The organism is Actinomadura verrucosospora (assembly GCF_039540335.1).
GTDB lineage: Bacteria > Actinomycetota > Actinomycetes > Streptosporangiales > Streptosporangiaceae > Spirillospora > Spirillospora verrucosospora.
In genome coordinates this window covers 114,801-130,970 of sequence record NZ_BAABEV010000017.1, presented here as the reverse complement: position 1 = coordinate 130,970, position 16,170 = coordinate 114,801, and the positions used below count along the sequence as shown (strand labels likewise).

General features: G+C 73.9%; 17 protein-coding genes. 11 read left to right on the top strand and 6 right to left on the bottom strand.

The window, feature by feature from the left end:
* Nucleotides 1–5 precede the first annotated feature (5 nt).
* From ABD944_RS20155 to ABD944_RS20135, 5 genes are all read left to right on the top strand, one after another.
* Nucleotides 6–779 (top strand): ABC transporter ATP-binding protein, encoded by a 774-nt coding sequence (locus ABD944_RS20155; protein WP_345178640.1) that lies wholly within the window; start codon nt 6–8, stop codon nt 777–779.
* Nucleotides 766–1,458 carry an ABC transporter ATP-binding protein gene (locus ABD944_RS20150; protein ID WP_345178638.1) on the top strand — a complete coding sequence of 231 codons (693 nt, stop codon included), beginning with the start codon at nt 766–768 and terminating at the stop codon, nt 1,456–1,458. Before ABD944_RS20155 ends, ABD944_RS20150 begins: the two co-directional genes overlap by 14 nt.
* A gap of 10 nt (nt 1,459–1,468) precedes the next feature.
* Entirely contained in the window at nt 1,469–2,707 is a 1,239-nt protein-coding gene (locus tag ABD944_RS20145) for an ABC transporter substrate-binding protein (protein ID WP_345178636.1), read from the top strand.
* A gap of 12 nt (nt 2,708–2,719) precedes the next feature.
* A complete protein-coding gene (locus tag ABD944_RS20140; RefSeq protein ID WP_345178634.1) occupies nt 2,720–3,580 on the top strand; it encodes a branched-chain amino acid ABC transporter permease in 861 nt (286 codons plus the stop codon).
* A gap of 88 nt (nt 3,581–3,668) precedes the next feature.
* Nucleotides 3,669–4,658: a branched-chain amino acid ABC transporter permease gene (locus ABD944_RS20135; protein WP_345178632.1), complete on the top strand. Its 990-nt coding sequence runs from the start codon at nt 3,669–3,671 to the stop codon at nt 4,656–4,658.
* Nucleotides 4,659–4,720: 62 nt separating this feature from the next.
* Here the strand turns inward: ABD944_RS20135 and ABD944_RS20130 are convergent, their stop codons facing one another.
* Nucleotides 4,721–6,604: a helix-turn-helix domain-containing protein gene (locus tag ABD944_RS20130; RefSeq protein WP_345178631.1), complete on the bottom strand. Its 1,884-nt coding sequence runs from the start codon at nt 6,602–6,604 to the stop codon at nt 4,721–4,723.
* 11 nt (nt 6,605–6,615) lie between these two features.
* Nucleotides 6,616–7,404, bottom strand: a complete 789-nt coding sequence (locus ABD944_RS20125) for a 3-hydroxybutyrate dehydrogenase (protein WP_345178630.1) — start codon at nt 7,402–7,404, stop codon at nt 6,616–6,618.
* 172 nt (nt 7,405–7,576) lie between these two features.
* Between ABD944_RS20125 and ABD944_RS20120 the strand changes: the two genes are divergently transcribed.
* Both ABD944_RS20120 and ABD944_RS20115 read left to right on the top strand, forming a co-directional pair.
* Nucleotides 7,577–8,527 (top strand): alpha/beta fold hydrolase, encoded by a 951-nt coding sequence (locus tag ABD944_RS20120; protein ID WP_345178629.1) that lies wholly within the window; start codon nt 7,577–7,579, stop codon nt 8,525–8,527.
* A gap of 29 nt (nt 8,528–8,556) precedes the next feature.
* Nucleotides 8,557–9,264, top strand: a complete 708-nt coding sequence (locus tag ABD944_RS20115) for a helix-turn-helix transcriptional regulator (RefSeq protein WP_345178628.1) — start codon at nt 8,557–8,559, stop codon at nt 9,262–9,264.
* A 55-nt stretch (nt 9,265–9,319) separates the two neighbouring features.
* Here the strand turns inward: ABD944_RS20115 and ABD944_RS20110 are convergent, their stop codons facing one another.
* Nucleotides 9,320–9,589 (bottom strand): hypothetical protein, encoded by a 270-nt coding sequence (locus ABD944_RS20110; RefSeq protein ID WP_345178627.1) that lies wholly within the window; start codon nt 9,587–9,589, stop codon nt 9,320–9,322.
* Nucleotides 9,590–9,611: 22 nt separating this feature from the next.
* Complete coding sequence (locus ABD944_RS20105) at nt 9,612–10,367, bottom strand: L,D-transpeptidase (protein WP_345178625.1); 756 nt, start codon at nt 10,365–10,367, stop codon at nt 9,612–9,614.
* A 93-nt stretch (nt 10,368–10,460) separates the two neighbouring features.
* Between ABD944_RS20105 and ABD944_RS20100 the strand changes: the two genes are divergently transcribed.
* The 4 genes from ABD944_RS20100 to ABD944_RS20085 all read left to right on the top strand — a co-directional run bounded on the left by ABD944_RS20100 (nt 10,461) and on the right by ABD944_RS20085 (nt 14,994).
* On the top strand, nt 10,461–11,150 hold the full coding sequence (locus ABD944_RS20100; protein WP_345178624.1) for a response regulator transcription factor: 690 nt from the start codon (nt 10,461–10,463) through the stop codon (nt 11,148–11,150).
* A complete protein-coding gene (locus ABD944_RS20095) occupies nt 11,140–13,179 on the top strand; it encodes a sensor histidine kinase (RefSeq protein WP_345178623.1) in 2,040 nt (679 codons plus the stop codon). The genes ABD944_RS20100 and ABD944_RS20095 overlap by 11 nt, the downstream gene beginning before the upstream one ends.
* Before the next feature lie 103 nt (nt 13,180–13,282).
* Complete coding sequence (locus ABD944_RS20090) at nt 13,283–13,840, top strand: RNA polymerase sigma factor (protein ID WP_345178622.1); 558 nt, start codon at nt 13,283–13,285, stop codon at nt 13,838–13,840.
* Nucleotides 13,837–14,994 carry a CU044_5270 family protein gene (locus tag ABD944_RS20085; RefSeq protein WP_345178621.1) on the top strand — a complete coding sequence of 386 codons (1,158 nt, stop codon included), beginning with the start codon at nt 13,837–13,839 and terminating at the stop codon, nt 14,992–14,994. The genes ABD944_RS20090 and ABD944_RS20085 overlap by 4 nt, the downstream gene beginning before the upstream one ends.
* Before the next feature lie 75 nt (nt 14,995–15,069).
* Here the strand turns inward: ABD944_RS20085 and ABD944_RS20080 are convergent, their stop codons facing one another.
* Nucleotides 15,070–15,456, bottom strand: a complete 387-nt coding sequence (locus tag ABD944_RS20080; RefSeq protein ID WP_345178620.1) for a hypothetical protein — start codon at nt 15,454–15,456, stop codon at nt 15,070–15,072.
* Nucleotides 15,453–15,959 (bottom strand): hypothetical protein, encoded by a 507-nt coding sequence (locus tag ABD944_RS20075; protein ID WP_345178618.1) that lies wholly within the window; start codon nt 15,957–15,959, stop codon nt 15,453–15,455. The genes ABD944_RS20080 and ABD944_RS20075 overlap by 4 nt, the downstream gene beginning before the upstream one ends.
* Between the last annotated feature and the right edge of the window lie 211 nt (nt 15,960–16,170).

Sequence of the window (16,170 nt, the reverse complement as noted above, 5' to 3'; positions counted from 1 at the left end):
GGCGCATGGGCGACCCGGACCGTAAGGCCCCGGTGCTGGCGGCGCGCGGCCTGGTCAGGGAGTTCCGCGGCTTCAGGGCCGTGGACGGCGTGGACCTCGACGTCGCCGAGGGGGCCGTCCACGCGCTGGTGGGGCCGAACGGCGCGGGCAAGACCACGCTGTTCAACCTGCTGACCGGATTCCTGAAGCCGACCGCGGGCAGCGTCCGGCTCGGCGCGCAGGAGCTGGCCGGGCGGCCCCCCGAGCTGATCGCCAGGCTCGGCCTCGCCCGGTCGTTCCAGATCACGAGCCTGTTCGCCGAGCTCACGCCGCGCCAGCACGTGGAGCTGGCGCTCGCCGGCCGCACGGGGCTCGGCTGGCGGTTCTGGCGCTCGGACAAGGCGCTCGGCCGCCACTCCGAGCGCGCCGCCGAACTGCTCGGGCAGGTCGGGCTGGACGAGCACGCGGACGTCCCGGCCGGGTCGCTGGCCTACGGCCGCAAGCGCGCCCTCGAACTGGCGCTGGCCCTCGCGCTGGACCCGAAGGTGCTGCTCCTGGACGAGCCGACCGCCGGCATGGGAGTCGAGGACGTCGGCCGCACCGTCGACCTCATCAAGAAGGTGCGCGACGGGCGGACCGTGGTGATGGTCGAGCACAACATGAGCGTCGTCTCCAGCCTCGCCGACCGGGTCACCGTCCTGCAGCACGGCCAGGTCCTCGTCGAGGGCCCCTACGCCGAGATCCGCCACGATCCCCGCGTCGTCACCGCCTACCTCGGAGACTCCCATGCTGCGCATTGACGGACTGTCGGCCTGGTACGGCGAGGCCCAGGCCCTGCGCGAGGTGTCGCTGCACGTCGACGAGGGGGAGATCGTCACCCTCGTCGGGCGCAACGGCGCCGGCAAGACCACGCTCCTGCGCTCCCTGATGGGGCTGCACCGCGGCGCGTCCGGCACGGTCCGGTTCCTGGACGAGGACATCTCCGGGCTGAGCCCGCACAGGCGCGCCCGGCGCGGCCTCGGCTACGTGCCCGACGACCGCGGCGTCTTCGCGACGCTCTCGGTGGAGGAGAACCTCACCCTGCCGCCCGTGACGGGCCCCGACCCCTGGTCGCTGGACCGGGTGTACGAGACCTTCCCGCGCCTGCGGGAGCGGCGCCGGTTCCCCGGGACGAAGCTGTCGGGCGGCGAGCAGCAGATGCTCGCGCTCGCCCGGGTGCTGCGGACCGGCGCCCGCCTGCTCCTGTGCGACGAGCCCACCGAGGGCCTGTCGCCGCTGATCGTCCAGCAGATCGGCGACATCCTCCGCGAGGTCAAGGCGGCCGGGGTGACCGTCCTGCTCATCGAGCAGAACGTGCACTTCGCCGCGACCGTCGCCGACCGCCACCACCTGCTCGCCGAGGGCCGGATCGTCGAGTCCATGGACAACGACGAGGTCCGCGCCCGCGAGAGCGAACTCCTCCAGTACCTCGGAATATAGGGAGACCCCCATGAGAGTTCTCGGACGCTCGGCCGCGCTCGCGACCGCCGGAGCGCTGCTGGCCGGCTGCGCGGGCGGACCCGGCGGGGGCGGGGGAAAGATCAGCGATGACAAGCTCGTGCTGGCGGTGCTGACCGACCAGTCCGGCGTCTACGCCGACCTTTCGGGCAAGAACGCCGTCGAGGCCGTGAAGATGGCCGTCGCCGACTTCAAGGCCAAGTACGGGGACAAGGCGGTGACCGGCAAGATCGAGGTCATCTCCGCCGACCACCAGAACAAGCCCGAGGTCGCCAACTCCAAGGCCCAGGAGCTCTACGACCGCAAGAAGGCCGACCTGATCCTGGACGTGCCCACCTCGTCGGCCGCGCTCGCCGTCGCCACCGTCGCCAAGAACAAGAAGAAGCTGTTCATCGACGTCGGCGCCGCGACGACCGAGCTGGAAGGCAAGCAGTGCAACAAGTACACCTTCCACTACGGCTACAACAGCTACATGCTCGCCAACGGGACGGGCACCGGCGTCACCAAGGACGGCGGTAAGAACTGGTACATCGTCTACCCGGACTACGCGTTCGGGCAGGACATGCAGAAGACGTTCACGACGGCCATCAAGGGCGCGGGCGGCAGCGTCGTGAAGAGCGACCCGACGCCGTTCCCGAACGACAACTTCTCCACGTTCCTGCTGAAGGCCCCGGGCCTGAAGCCCAAGCCGCAGGTGCTCGGCGCCATGCAGGCCGGCGGCGACCTCGTCAACCTGGTCAAGCAGTACAACGAGTACAAGCTGCGCGACAAGGGCGTGAAGCTCGCCGCGGGCCTGATGTTCATCACCGACATCCACTCGCTCGGCTCGGACGCCCTCGCCGGGACCCGCTTCACCGACTTCTGGTACTGGAACGCCAACGCGGGCAACCGCGCCTGGGCCGACAAGTTCAAGGCCAAGACCGGAGCCCGCCCGACGGCCGTGCACGCGGCCGACTACTCGGCGGCGCTCCAGTACCTGGAGGCCGTGCAGCGCGGCGGCACCGACAAGTCCGACGACGTGGTGAAGCAGCTCGAAGGCGCCAAGGTCAACGACGCCTTCACCTCCACCGGCACGATCCGCGCCGAGGACCACCTGCTCACCCACGACGCCTACGTCGCCGAGGTCAAGCCCGGGAGCGAGGTCAAGGAGCCCTGGGACTACGAGAAGATCGTCAGCACGATCCCGGCGGCGGAGGCGTTCCAGCAGCCCGACCCGTCCTGCTCCCTCTAGGCGGGCCGCGACGTGCTGCAACAGGCGTTCAACGGGCTGGTGGGCGGGGCGTTCTACGCCCTGCTCGCCCTCGGCCTGGCCGTCATCTTCGGGATGCTGGGCGTGGTCAACTTCGCGCACGGCGCGTTCTACATGCTCGGCGCCTTCGGCTCCTTCGTGCTGCTCGACTCCTTCGGCGTGAACTTCTGGCTCGCGCTGCTGATCGTGCCCGTCGTCCTCGGGATCGCGGGCGTGCTGCTGGAGCGGCTGTTCATCCACCGGCTCGCGCCGCTCGACCCGCTCTACAACTTCCTGTTCACCTTCGGGCTCGCCCTGATCCTCCAGGACCTGGTGAAGCGCAGGTACGGGGTGCAGTCGCAGCCCTACCCGCGCCCGTCCGCGCTGGACGGGTCGATCGACCTCGGCCTGTTCACCTACCCGACCTACCAGGTGTTCGTGCTGGCGGTGTCGGTGCTGGTGTGCGGCGCCGTGTGGGTGGTGCTGACCCGCACCCGCGTCGGCATGATCGTCCGGGCGGCGACCGAGCGGCCCGAGCTGTCGCGGGCCCTCGGCATCGACGTCGCCCGCTGGGTGACGCCGGTGTTCGGGTTCGGCATCGCGCTCGCCGCGTTCGCGGGCGTGCTCGCCGCGCCGATGCGGGCGGTCAACCCGCTGATGGGCTCCGACCTGATCATCACGGTGTTCGCGGTGGTCGTGATCGGCGGCCTCGGGTCGGTGTTCGGCTCGGTCGCCGCCGGCTTCGCGGTCGGCCTCGTGTCGGCCCTCGGCAACTACTACGTCCCGTCGCTGTCGCAGACGCTGGTGTTCATCCTGATGGCCGCCGTGCTGCTGTGGCGCCCCGCGGGCCTGTTCGGACGCGAGGAGGCCCTGTGACCGCCAGAGATCCTGTGACCGCCAGAGATCCCGTCACTGCCGAAGATCTTGTGACCGCCGGAGATCCTGTGACCGCCGAGGAGATCTCGTGATCCTCTCCAAGCTGGCCGGACGGCCGGTCCTGCTGGCCGCGGGGCTCGTGGCGGCGCTCGTCCTGCCCTGGTTCGTCTACCCGCCGGTCGCCCTGGACATCGTCTGCTGGGCGCTGTTCGCGGCCGCCGTCGACCTGCTGCTCGGGTTCACCGGGCTCCTGTCGTTCGGGCACGCGGCCTTCTGGGGCGGCTCGGCGTACGCCACCGGCCTGATCGCGCTGCACTCCGGGCTGCCGTTCCCCGTGGCCGTGCTGGGCGGCGCCGCCTTCGCGGCCGCCCTCGCCGTCCCGATCGGCTTCCTGTCGGTGCGGCTGCGCGGCATCTACTTCGCGATGGTCACGCTGGCCTTCGCACAGATGGTGTACTTCATCGCCAACCAGTGGAGGGACGCGACCGGCGGCGAGAACGGCCTGCAGGGCATTCCCCGGGAGCTGTTCGGGGTGGACCTGTCCGACCCGTTCTTCTTCTACTACGCCGCGCTGCCGTTCATCCTGGCCGGGCTGTTCGTCGCCTGGCGCATCGTCCGTTCCCCCTTCGGCAGGGTCCTGATGTCGATCCGCGACAACCCGAACAGGGCGCGGGCGCTCGGCTACAGCATCGACCGCTACAAGCTGCTCGCCTTCGTCCTGTCGGCGGCCCTGTCGGGCCTCGCGGGCGGCCTGTTCACCGTCGGGCACGGCTTCGCGTCCCTGCAGGGCGTGTACTGGACGACCTCGGGCCAGGCCGTGATGATGGTCGTCCTCGGCGGCATCGGCACCCTGTGGGGCGGGGCCATCGGCGCCGCCCTGGTCGTGGAGCTGAACGACTACCTGGCCACCGCCGGGTTCGAGGAGACCGGGATCATCACCGGCGCGATCTTCATCGTGGTCGTGCTGCTGTTCCGCCGCGGCGTCTGGGGCACCGCCCGCGAGCTCGTCGCGGCCCGTGCGTCCCGCGCCCGCGCTGCCCCCGAGAGCAAGGACACCAAGGTCGAGGCCTCCGTCTGACACGAACCGAGTAAGCGGCGCGCCTTCCCTGGAAAGGGGCGGCGCGCCGCGTCGCGGCGTGCTCAGCGGGAGAGACGGTGAAGGCGCAGGGCGAGCTGGAGTTCCAGGGCCCGCTCGGGGGCCTGCCAGTCGTCGCCGAGGAGGCGGGCGATGCGGTCGAGGCGCTGGCTCACGGTGTTGACGTGGATGTGCAGGCGCTCGGCCGTCCGCGACAGGCTGCCGCCCGTCCCGAAGTAGGCCTCCAGGGTCTGGACGAGGGCCGTGCCGCGCCGCTCGTCGTAGTCGAGGACGGCGCCGAGCGCGCTCCCGAGGAAGCCCGTCACGTCGCGGTCGTCCCCGATGAGCAGGCCGACGAAGCCCAGCTCGGACGCGCCGGCGCCGTCGCCGCGGCGCCCGAGGGCCAGCAGCGCGTCGGCGCAGCGCTGCGCCTCCCGGTGCGCGGAGGCGACCCCGCCCGGACCGCTCACCGGGCCGGCCGCGCCGACCGTGGCGGGCCCGCCGAGGGAGGCGCCGAGCTCCTTGGCGACCCGGCGCGCCGCATCGCCCGGCCGGTCGCCCGGCAGCAGCAGCACGACCTCCTCCGCCCGCGAGGCGGCCAGGCCGTGCTCCACCGCCGCGAACGACGACGCCCAGAAGGCCGCGCGGGGCCGGTGCTCGCGGGAGTCGTACTTGGCGCACAGCACCACGTGCGGGGCGCCCAGATCGACGCCGACGCGCCGCGCCCGCGCCGTCAGCGCCTCGGCGCCCGCCCGGCGGCCGGACAGCAGGTCGTCCAGCAGCTCGCCGCGCACCCTGCCCTCGGCCTCGGTGGCGCTGCGCTGGAACAGCAGCAGCAGCGCGGTGACGAGCGCCGCCCGCTCCAGGATCCGCTGGTCGGCGTCGTCGACCTCATCGGCGGTGCGCAGCACCAGCGTGCCGAGCATCTCGTCGCCGGTGGAGACCGACGCGATCCACAGGTCGCCGCGCCTGACCGTGCGGCCCTGGGCGCGCGCGGAGTGCGCCGAGGCCGAGACGCCGCCCAGCTCGTCGTCGCCGAGGGGCTCCGGCGCGGCTCCGGTCGTCGCGAGCCTGCGCCCGTCGGCGTCCAGGACGTGCAGGGTGCCGCCCAGCAGCTCGGTCACCACGGCGCCGACGTCCTCCACGCCGCCGCCCCGGACCACCACGGCGGTCATCCGGTCGTGCGCGCGCGCCGCCCGCTCCACGGCCGCGCTCCGCGCCTTGACCTCCTCGTTGGCGGCGCTCAGCTCGGTCAGGGCGGTGCGGGTCTCCTCCAGGAGGCGGGCGTTGTCGATGGCGATGGCGGCGTGCGCGGCGAGCGAGCCGAGCAGCGCCACCTCCTCCTGGTCGAACGGGCGCTGGCTGCGGTTCGCGGCCGTCAGCACCCCGATGACCCGGCTGCCCAGCCGCATCGGCACGCCGAGGATGGCGACCAGGCCCTCCTCGGCGACGGCGTCGTCGATGAACCCGCGGTGCTCGAACTGCGCGTCCCCCAGGTAGTGGGCGCTGTTGTACGGCATCGCGGTCTGCGCGACCAGGCCGACCAGACCGGTGCCCATCGGCAGCCTGAGCTGCCGGAACGCCGCCGACACCGACCCGTCGGTCACCCGCATGTAGGTGTCGCCGCGCTCGTCGTCGTTCAGCGTCAGGTAGGCGATGTCGGCGTTCAGCAGCCGCCGGGCGCGGCGGGTGATCGCCTCCAGCACCGCGTCGAGGTCGCGCAGCCCGGCCAGGTCGCCCGCGGTGTCGAACAGCGCCGCGAGCTCGTTCTCCCGGCGGGCGTGCCGCCGCATGATCGTCCGGACCCGCAGTGCGGCGATCTTCGTCGCCTCCAGCTCCTCCAGGACGGCCGGGGGCGCGCCCTCCGCCCGCGCCTGGACGAGGGGACCCTCGAACTCGACGGGGGAGGCCTCCCGGGCCAGCAGTTCGAGGAAGACGCCGCAGGTCATACGGGTCATTCTTAGTGCGCCGTCCAGCCGCCGTCGAGTGCCAGGGACGCGCCGGTCACCATCGAGGCGGGCGGGGAGCACAGGTAGGCGACGAGCTCGGCCACCTCGTCCGGCTCGATCAGCCGCTTCACCGCCGCGTGGTCGAGCATGATCCGCTCGACGACCTCGTCCTCGGGCAGCCCGTGCGTGCGCGCCTGGTCGGCGATCTGGTTCTCCACCAGCGGCGTCCGGACGTAGGCGGGGTTGACGCAGTTGGACGTCACGCCGTGCGGGGCGCCCTCCAGCGCGATCACCTTGGACAGCCCTTCGAGGCCGTGCTTGGCCGTCACGTAGGCCGCCTTGTACGGCGAGGCCCGCAGCCCGTGCACGGACGAGATGTTGACGACGCGGCCCCAGCCGCGCTCGTACATGCCGGGCAGCGCGTCCCGCACCAGCCGGAACGGCGCCTCGACCATCAGCCGCAGGATCCGCGCGAACGTGTCCGGCGGGAAGTCCTGGAGCGGCGCCACGTACTGGATCCCGGCGTTGTTGACCAGGATGTCCGCGCCGGCGGCCAGCCCGTCGAGCGCGTCCACGTCGGCCAGGTCGGCGAGCAGGGGGACCCCGCCGATCTCGGCGGCGGTCCGCTCGGCCGCGTCCCCGTCGATGTCGGCCACCACCACCTCGGCGCCCGCCGCCGCGAGCCGCCGGGCGCAGGCGCGGCCGATGCCGCTCGCGCCGCCGGTGACCAGGGCGCGCCGGCCCGCCAGGTCCAGCGTCCCCGAAGTCCCCGCGTCCACCCGCGGTGTCACGCTCGTCATGCGCAGAACTTATGGACCGTGAGCCCGCCCTCCCATGTGGGCCGCGCACACAATCCACCGCCGGACGGTATGGGTGCGCCTGGTTCGGCCCTTTTCTCCTCCCGCGTCCCGAGCATGCGCCGGGGCGGCTACCGTTGGCCCGCACTGGCCGGCCACGCCGCGAGGGGTAGGGATGCACGAGATCAGGCACCGCTTCGTCCGGTCGGACAGCGGGCTGCGCATGCACGTCGCCGAGGCGGGCGAAGGGCCCCTCGTGCTCCTCCTGCACGGCTTCCCCGAATGCTGGTACTCCTGGCGGCACCAGCTCACCGCGCTCGCCGAGGCGGGCTTCCACGCCGTCGCGCCCGACCAGCGCGGCTACGCCCGCACGGGCGGCCCCGCCGATCCCGGCCAGTACACGATCCTGCACCTGGCCGCGGACGCGGTCGGGCTCGTCGGCCCGCTCGGCGCCGACCGCGCCGTCGTCGTCGGCCACGACTGGGGCGCCCCCGTCGCCTGGGCCGTCGCCCAGATGCGCCCCGACAAGGTGCGCGGCGTGGTCGGGATGTCGGTGCCGCACCGGCCGCGCGGCAGCAGGCCGCCGGTGGAGTCCATGCGCCGCCTATTCGGCGACGGCTTCTACATGGTGCACTTCCAGCAGCCGGACGTCCCGGAGGCCGAACTCGACCGCGACCGGGCCGCCACGTTCCGCCGCATGCTGTACGGGGTGTCGGGCGACGGCCCGTGCCCGCCGCTGATCGCCCCGGAGGGCGGCGGCTTCCTCGACGGCCTCCCCGACCCGGAGAAGCTGCCCGGCTGGCTCACCGGCGACGACATCGCCGCCTACGTCGAGGAGTACGCGGAGAGCGGCTTCACCGGCCCGGTCAACTGGTACCGCAACCTCGACCGCAACTGGGAGCTCACCGCCGCCTGGCACCGCGCCCCCATCGGCCCGCCCGCCCTCTACATCGCTGGCGACCGCGACCTGGTCGCCGTCGGCGCCCGCGACGCCGTCGCCTCCATGCGCGACTTCGTGCCGAACCTGCGCGAGACCGTCTGGCTGTCCGGATGCGGCCACTGGACGCAGCAGGAACGCCCCGCGGAGGTCAACGAGGCCCTGATCGGCTTCCTCCGCGCCCTCTGACTGTCGGACCCGGCGCGTACGGTCGGCGCGTGAACCGCACCGACCGCTTGTACGCGCTCGTGGAGGAGCTGCGTGCCCGCGCCCCGCGCCGGGCCAGCGCGCGGGAGCTGGCCGCGCGGTACGAGGTGAGCGTCCGCACGATCGAGCGCGACATCGGCGCCCTCCAGCAGGCCGGTGTGCCGATCTTCGCGGACGTCGGCCGGGGCGGCGGCTACACGCTCGACAAGAGCCGGACGCTGCCGCCGCTGAACTTCACCCCCGCCGAGGCCGTCGCCCTCGCGATCACCCTGTCCCGGGCGGGCGGCTCCCCGTACTCCCGGGCCGCCCGCACCGCCCTCCACAAGATCGTCGCCGCGATGTCGGCCGCCGACAGCGCCTCGGCCCGCGAGCTGGCCCAGCGCGTCCGCTTCCTGACCCCCGCCGAGAAGGACGACCCGGCGTCCGTGCCGGCCGTGCTGGAGGAGGCCATCCGCACGCGCCGCGTGGTCCGCCTGACCTACGTCGACCGGGCGGGCGCCGAAACCGAGCGCGACGTCGAGCCCGTCACGTTCACGGCGTCCGGCGACGGCTGGTACCTGACGGCCTGGTGCCGCATGCGGGGCGGCCGGCGCGTGTTCCGCACCGACCGCGTCCGCCGCGCCGCCCTCCTGGAGGAGACCGCCCCCGAACGCCCGGTCGAGGCCATGCACGACGACATCCCGTCCGACTACACCGTCCGGCCCCTGGAGTTCATCTAGCGCCTCGACGGCGGCGGGCCCGCACGACGGGAGACGTGCGGGCCCGCGGTCACGGTCAGCCGGTGTAGTTCGGCATCTTGGGGATGGCGTTGCCGGGGGGCTGGGGCATCGGCGCCGCGCTGGGCGTCTGCGGGTTGCCGGGACGGGTGGTCGGGGCCGGGCCCCCGGGACGGGTGGTCGGGCTGCCGGGCGGGGCGCTCGGGGTGGGGGTCGCCGCCGGGCTGCTCGGCCGGGGGGTGGCGGTGGCGGCCTCGGCGGTGGCCATGCCGGCACCGGCCAGGCCGACGCCCAGCGCGACGGCTGCGATGAGGGATTTCAGGCGCATCGATGTTCCTTTCGGTGTGGTGTCATTCCTTGACGACGACAGGCGTGCCGATCGCCAGGTTCTTGGCCATCCAGGTGATGTCGTCGTTGCCGACCCGAACGCAGCCGTGGCTGGCCCTGCCGCCCAGCGCCGCCGCTTTGTTCGTGCCGTGCACGGCGAGCTGCCCCGGGCCGCCGGCGAACGTCTTCAACGTCGGCGAGAACCCGCTCAGCCCGAAGGCGTACGCGCCGTAGGCGCCGTTGGGGTCCGGCGGTCTGACCAGTTCGGTGAAGTAGAAGCGGCCGGCCGGTGTCGGGGTGCCGCCCTCGCCGGTGGCGACCTTTCCGGTGCGCAGCACCTTGTCGCCGTCGAAGACGGTGAACGTGAACGCCCTCGGGTCGATCTCCACGCGGTGGGGCGTCGACGACAGCTGGACGTCGGACGCCTTGACCCACCCGGTGCTGCCGTTCGGCCGGATCGGCAGCAGCACCTTGAGCCAGTCGCCGTCCCTGGCCTCGACGAGGAAGACCCGGACGGCGCCCATCTCGTTGGGGCTGGACAGCGTCTTCCAGGCCGCTCGGTCGCCCTTCTGCTTGTGCACGGCGATCCGGCGGCCGCGCACGGTCGCTATCTCGGCACCGCCCTGCCGCTCGGACCGCTGCGGTCCGGCGGCCGCCGGCCGGTTCGCGCCGGACGGGCCGTCCCCTGACCTGCCGTCGTCCGACGAGCCGCAGCCGGCCAGCCCGGCGATCAGTCCGGCGGCGAGCAGGGCACCGGTATGGATCTTGACTTGGCGCATGCCGCGAGATGCTGGCCGAGGAGTGTGAAGAACCTGTGAGGCCGATGTGATGATCCCGTGGTGCCGATCACGCTTTGGCTACGCTCGGGTGCCATGTGCGCGAACGTCCTGGTCGCGGAGGACGACCCCAAGCAGGCGGAGCTGCTGCGCCGCTACCTCCAGCGCGAGGGGCACCGCGTGGTCGTCGTCCACGACGGGCGGGCCGCGCTCGACGAGGCCCGCGCGCGCCGCCCCGACCTCGTGCTGCTCGACGTGATGATGCCGGGGATCGACGGCCTCGACGTGTGCCGCGGGCTGCGCGCCGAGTCCGACGTCCCGGTGCTCATGCTGACCGCCCGCTCGACGGAGGACGACCTGCTGCGCGGCCTCGACCTCGGCGCCGACGACTACGTCACCAAGCCGTACAGCCCGCGCGAGCTGATGGCCCGGGTGCGCACGCTGCTGAGGCGGACCGGGCGGGGCGGCGGCGAGCAGGTGTACCGGGTCGGCGGCATCACGGTGGACCTCGAACGGCACACGGTCCTCGCGGACGGGCGCGAGGTCGAGTGCACGCCCGCGGAGTTCCGCATCCTGGAGGCGCTGGCCGCGCGGCCCGGCCGGGTCCTCACCCGGGCGCAGCTCCTGGAGCACCTGCACGGCTTCGACCGCTTCATCACCGAGCGCACGGTCGACGTGCACGTGAAGAACCTGCGCAAGAAGATCGAGCCGCAGCCGCGGCGTCCGGTCCGGCTGTGCACCGTGTACGGCGTCGGGTACAAGCTGGTCGGCGACCGTGCGCCATAGCCTGCTCGTCCGGCTGGTCGCCAGCTCGGTGCTGATCGCGGTGTGCTCGATCGTGGCGACCGCGTGGCTGGCGGCGCGCGGCACGTCCGGCGAGATCCGGCAGCGGCAGGGCCGGACGCTCGCCCGTGACGCCCGGATCAACGACGCGCTGCTCGGCTACGCGGCGAGCCACCCGCGCTGGGACGGCGTCGGGGAGACCGTGCGCGGGCTGTCCCGGCAGAGCGGCCAGCGGGTCGCGCTGGCGACCGAGGGCGGCGTCCGGATCGCGGACTCGGCGCCCGGCCGGCCGCCGCTGCCGCAGCGCCCCTCGGCCGTCGTCGACCCCCTCGCCGTCGACGTCTCCCTGGGGCCCGGCGCGGCCACCGACCGGATCGACGCGCGCGCGGCCGGGCCGTTCCGGCTGCCGGATCCCGAGCGGGTACGGCTGCGCGGGGAGGTCGACGCCCAGGCGGCGTGCCTGCGCCGCGAGGGCCAGCGCGCCACAGTCGTCGTCGGGCCCGGCGGCCGTCCGTACCTGCGCCGCGAGGGCGGTGCGGCCACCCCCGAATCGAGCACGAACCGCCCTGGCGCGCCCGCCGGCGTGCCCGCCGGTTACGGCCCCTTCCTCCCGCGGGCCGCGCTCGCGCGAACGTCCGGTGGCGGAGCGGTCCGGCTCGCGGGCGTCGCCACGACGCCGTCCGCCACGGCCCCGGCGACGCCGCGGCCTTCTCCGACGACCGGGCCGGGGGACGCGCCGCGGCGGCCGGAGTCCACGCCCGGCGCGCCGACCGTCATGCCGTCCAGCACCCCGACCGCCGCGCCCGGCGGCAGACCGGTGAGCCCGCCGGCCGCGACGCCGGAGCCCGTGCGGCCGCCCACGCCGTGCTCGCCGGACACGCCCGGGCCCACCGCCACCGAGAGGCGCGCCCTCAGCCGGCTCGCCGCCCTGGTCCGGGAGTGCCACGGAAGCCGGGTCGACGTGTGGCTGGACGAGACCGGCACGCCGGCCGCTCCGGCGTCGGCCGCCGAGTGCCTGGCCACCGCGCGCCGCACCCAGCTGAAGCCGTACGTCGCGCCGGCCGCGCTGCTCTACATCGGCTCGGCGGAGGACCGCGCGCCCGCCATCGACCCGTACGGCATCGCGGGCGTCACCGCGGTGATCCTCGTCCTGGCGGTCGGGGTCAGCGTCCTCGTCGCCACCCGGCTGGCGCGGCCGGTGCGGGCGGTCACCGCGGCGGCCCGGCGGATGCGGGCCGGCGACGGCTCGGCGCGGGTCACGGTGCGCGCCAAGGGGGAGGTCGGCGAGCTCGGCGCCGCGTTCAACGAGATGTCCGAGCACCTGGACCGCATGGAGCGGCAGCGCAAGGCGATGGTCAGCGACGTCTCGCACGAGCTGCGCACGCCGCTGAGCAACATCCGGGGCTGGCTGGAGGCCGCCCAGGACGGTGTGGCCGACCTGGGCCCGGCGCTGACCGCCTCGCTGGTCGAGGAGGCCACGCTGCTCCAGCACATCGTCGACGACCTCCAGCAGCTCGCGCTCGCCGACGTGGGCAAGCTGCGGCTGCACCCCGAGCCGGTCGACGTGGCGGACCTGGTCGAGCAGATCGCGACGGTCTACCGGGCCGCGGCCGAGGCCGCCGAGCTGACGCTGACCGCCGAGGTGACCGGGCGGCCGTCCCTGGACGCCGATCCGGTGCGGCTGCGGCAGGCGGTCGGCAACCTGCTCGCGAACGCGGTCCGCTACACGCCGGCCGGCGGGCGGGTGAGCCTGCGCGCGTCCGACGACGGCGACGACGTGCTGATCGAGGTCGCCGACACCGGGCCGGGCATCGCGCCCGAGCACCTGCCGCACGTCTTCGACCGGTTCTGGCGGGCGGAGAAGTCGCGCAGCCGGCAGACCGGCGGCAGCGGACTGGGCCTGGCCATCGTGCGGCAGCTCGCCGAGGCGCACGGCGGGTCCGCGGCGGTGCGCAGCGAGCCGGGCCGGGGCGCGACGTTCGCCCTGCGCCTGCCCCGTTCGCCGGACCGCGCCGGACCGAGTGCGACGTGATCGGGTGCGACGTGACCGGTGAAGAATTCCCGGGCCGCCATGTAATCCACCGGGGCCTCCTCGGACTTCTCGGCGTAACGGTTCCGAGAAGAGAGGAGGTGGCGTGGACGAGCAAGAAGCCCGATTCACCCGCCTCTACGAGACGCACTACCGCAGCGTCTTCGGCTATGTCGTGCTGCGGGCCGCCCCCCAGGCCGCCGAGGACCTGACGGGCGAGGTGTTCACCGTCGCGTGGCGGAAGATCGACGAGATCCCCGACCAGGCGCTGCCGTGGCTGCTGGGCGTGGCGAGGAACGTGGTCCGCCGGTCGCACGGCGCGGCGGGCCGGGCGCGCGGACTGGCCGACCGGCTGGCCGGCCTCACCACCGACGCCGACCTGCACGCCTGGGACGTCGCCGAGCACCTCATCGCCCGCGACCAGGCGCTGGCCGCGCTGCGGGCCCTTCCGCCCAAGGAGGCCGAGGCGGTCACCCTGACCGCCTGGCACGGGCTCGACCCCGCCGAGGCGGCCCGTGTCGCGGGGTGCTCCCGCACCGCCTTCCTCGTCCGGCTGCACCGGGGACGCCGCCGGCTGGCCAAGGCGATCGAGGCGTCCCCGGAAAGCCCCGCGCGAGCGCACGGACGCGCCCCGCGCCCGCGAGTCATCCAGGAGAAGCAGTGAAGCAGGACGAACTCGACAACCTGATCGCCGCCCTGAAGCCCGCGGCGGTCGGCGAACTCGCCGACGACGCCTACGCGCGGCGCCCCGACGTGGCGCAGATCCGTGCGCGCGCTGGCGCCTCGACCGTGAACGCGCGCCTGGCTCCGGCACGCCGACCGGTCCGGCGGCTGGCCCTCGCTGGCGGCGTGGCCGCGGTGGCGGTGGCCGCGGCGGCGCTGGCCGTCGCCCTGCCGTCGGACGGCCCCGGAGGCGCCCCCGGAGGCGCCCCCGGCGCCGGACATGACGGGACGCTCGACACCCGCACGTTCCTGCTGGCCAGCGCTACGACGGCCGCCAAGCAGCCCGCCGCCCGCGGGACCTGCTGGTACAAGCGGACCCGCATGTGGCAGGACATCCTGCCCTTCAAGCCCGGCCCGGGCGTGCCGACGCCCGCGGGCAAGTCCATGGGCAAGCCCCAGAACTTCCAGGCGCGGACCGCGAGCAGCGTGGAGGACTGGGCGTGCGCCAAGAGCGGGACCGACATGCGCTTCGGTACGAACGGACCGCTGGACATCAAGCTCACCTTCCCCACGAAGAAGGACGAGGCCGCATGGAAGGCGGCGGGCTCGCCCCCGCTCGACGTCAACGACGGCACGACCGTCTCGAAGCCCCGCATGGTCACCTACAGCAAGGGCTCGCACCTGGTGAACCCCGTCATCGGATCCCACGAGATCGAGTGGAAGACGATCGCGAAGCTGCCGGCGACCGACGGCGCCCTGGAGCGCTACCTGCGCAGGCTGTGGCAGCAGGACCGCCGGGGCGGTGCGCACGGCTACACCGCCCCGGCCGACTTCGGGGAGTACGTCTTCGTCAGCGCCTGGGACCTGTTCATGGCCCCGACCACCCCCGGCACCCGGGCGGCCCTCTACCGGATCCTGGCGCGCACCCCGTCCGTGCGCGTCACCGGACAGATCACGGACCGGCTGGGCAGGCCCGGCGTGGCCATCACCGCCAAGGGCACCAGCGTGCGGCTGGTCGTGGACCGCAAGACCGCCCAGCTCCTCGACTTCGAAGACCGGCACACTGCCCTTCCCGGCAAGGAGGCCGGCAGTGAGTACCTGGCCTTCGAGAGCCAGGGCTGGGTGAACAAGCTCGGAGCCACCCCCGCTCGCTGACCCGCGACGACCGCGGGGACGCCGCACCCTCTGCGGCGTCCCCGCGCTGGGCGTCCCGTGGGCGCCCGCCGCTGCTCAGCACTCGCGGAGCGAGTAGGGGTTCAGGCCGCCTCCCCACAGCCAGGCGTGCCCCTCCCAGCCGTACCGGATCTTGACCCAGTCGGACCGGGTCCGGCCCCAGGCGGTCATCTGCGCGCCGTCGGTGATGTGGCACAACGCGCTGGCCTCCGCCGGCGGCATGATCGAACCGATGATCCTCCCCGGCGGGATGCCGGGCGCCCCCGGATCGGCCCGGACGTGCAGGGGCCTGGCCCAGTCGCCGACGGTGACCCGGTCCGCGCGGGCGCGGGCCGTGGTGCCGGCGTCCGCCGCCGAGGGCGCCGCGTCCGCCTCCGAGGGCACCGCGACGGCCAGCAGCGCCAGCGCCGCGACCGCCGCGGCCCCGATCCGGTATGCGTTCACCGTTCCTCCTCGCGGGTCCGGCAGTCGCCGCAGGGCCTGGTGCCCGCGCCGCGGTCCGTCTTGATCTTCGGGCACCCGCAGACGCACGGGGGCAGCACCTCGTGGGGATTGAGCCCGCCGTCCCAGAGCCATGCGGTGGGCGGCGAGCCCGGGCTGATCTTCACCCAGGTCGAGCCGGTCCGGCCGTACGCGGTCATGTCGGCGCCCTCGGTCGAGCAGACGGCCATGGCGGGGGCCCCGGGCCGCATCGAGCCGATCACCTTCCCCGGCCCGCCGCCCGGCCAGCCGGGACTGTCCCGGACGCGCAGGACGGGCTGGGCCCACTGCGCCACCTGGACGCGGTACAGGGCGGCCGGGGCCGACGCGCCGCTCCCGGCCGCCTCCACCGGCCGGTTCACCGACCCGCCGCCAGCGTAGGCCGCCTGGCCGCTCCCGCCGGACGCCACCAGCACCCCCAGCGCGGCCGTCACGGTCACCGCCCTGGTCAACAGGCCTTTTCTCATGTGCACTCCTGCCGTCGAAGATGGCTCCCCGGACCGAAGTCCGCGAGAGCCGTTCGACCCATCGTCACTCAGAGTGCGGGAACGGGTGCATGCCGTGGCATGAACACGCCACTCTTTGAAGCCTCAACCGCCGTCCGAAGCCTGCGTGCGGGCGGTCCCATCCCGATGACCCGAATTCACGAGGGGGTTCACGGTTCCTGACCCAACCGAT

What these genes read in the sequence shown, in the direction of transcription:
- ABD944_RS20155 (WP_345178640.1), top strand. Translation starts at nt 6, where the DNA reads ATGGGCGACCCGGACCGTAAGGCCCCGGTGCTGGCGGCGCGCGGCCTG.
- ABD944_RS20150 (WP_345178638.1), top strand. Translation starts at nt 766, where the DNA reads ATGCTGCGCATTGACGGACTGTCGGCCTGGTACGGCGAGGCCCAGGCC.
- ABD944_RS20145 (WP_345178636.1), top strand. Translation starts at nt 1,469, where the DNA reads ATGAGAGTTCTCGGACGCTCGGCCGCGCTCGCGACCGCCGGAGCGCTG.
- ABD944_RS20130 (WP_345178631.1), bottom strand. Translation starts at nt 6,604, where the DNA reads ATGACCTGCGGCGTCTTCCTCGAACTGCTGGCCCGGGAGGCCTCCCCC.
- ABD944_RS20125 (WP_345178630.1), bottom strand. Translation starts at nt 7,404, where the DNA reads ATGACGAGCGTGACACCGCGGGTGGACGCGGGGACTTCGGGGACGCTG.
- ABD944_RS20120 (WP_345178629.1), top strand. Translation starts at nt 7,577, where the DNA reads ATGCACGAGATCAGGCACCGCTTCGTCCGGTCGGACAGCGGGCTGCGC.
- ABD944_RS20110 (WP_345178627.1), bottom strand. Translation starts at nt 9,589, where the DNA reads ATGCGCCTGAAATCCCTCATCGCAGCCGTCGCGCTGGGCGTCGGCCTG.
- ABD944_RS20105 (WP_345178625.1), bottom strand. Translation starts at nt 10,367, where the DNA reads ATGCGCCAAGTCAAGATCCATACCGGTGCCCTGCTCGCCGCCGGACTG.
- ABD944_RS20100 (WP_345178624.1), top strand. Translation starts at nt 10,461, where the DNA reads ATGTGCGCGAACGTCCTGGTCGCGGAGGACGACCCCAAGCAGGCGGAG.
- ABD944_RS20075 (WP_345178618.1), bottom strand. Translation starts at nt 15,959, where the DNA reads ATGAGAAAAGGCCTGTTGACCAGGGCGGTGACCGTGACGGCCGCGCTG.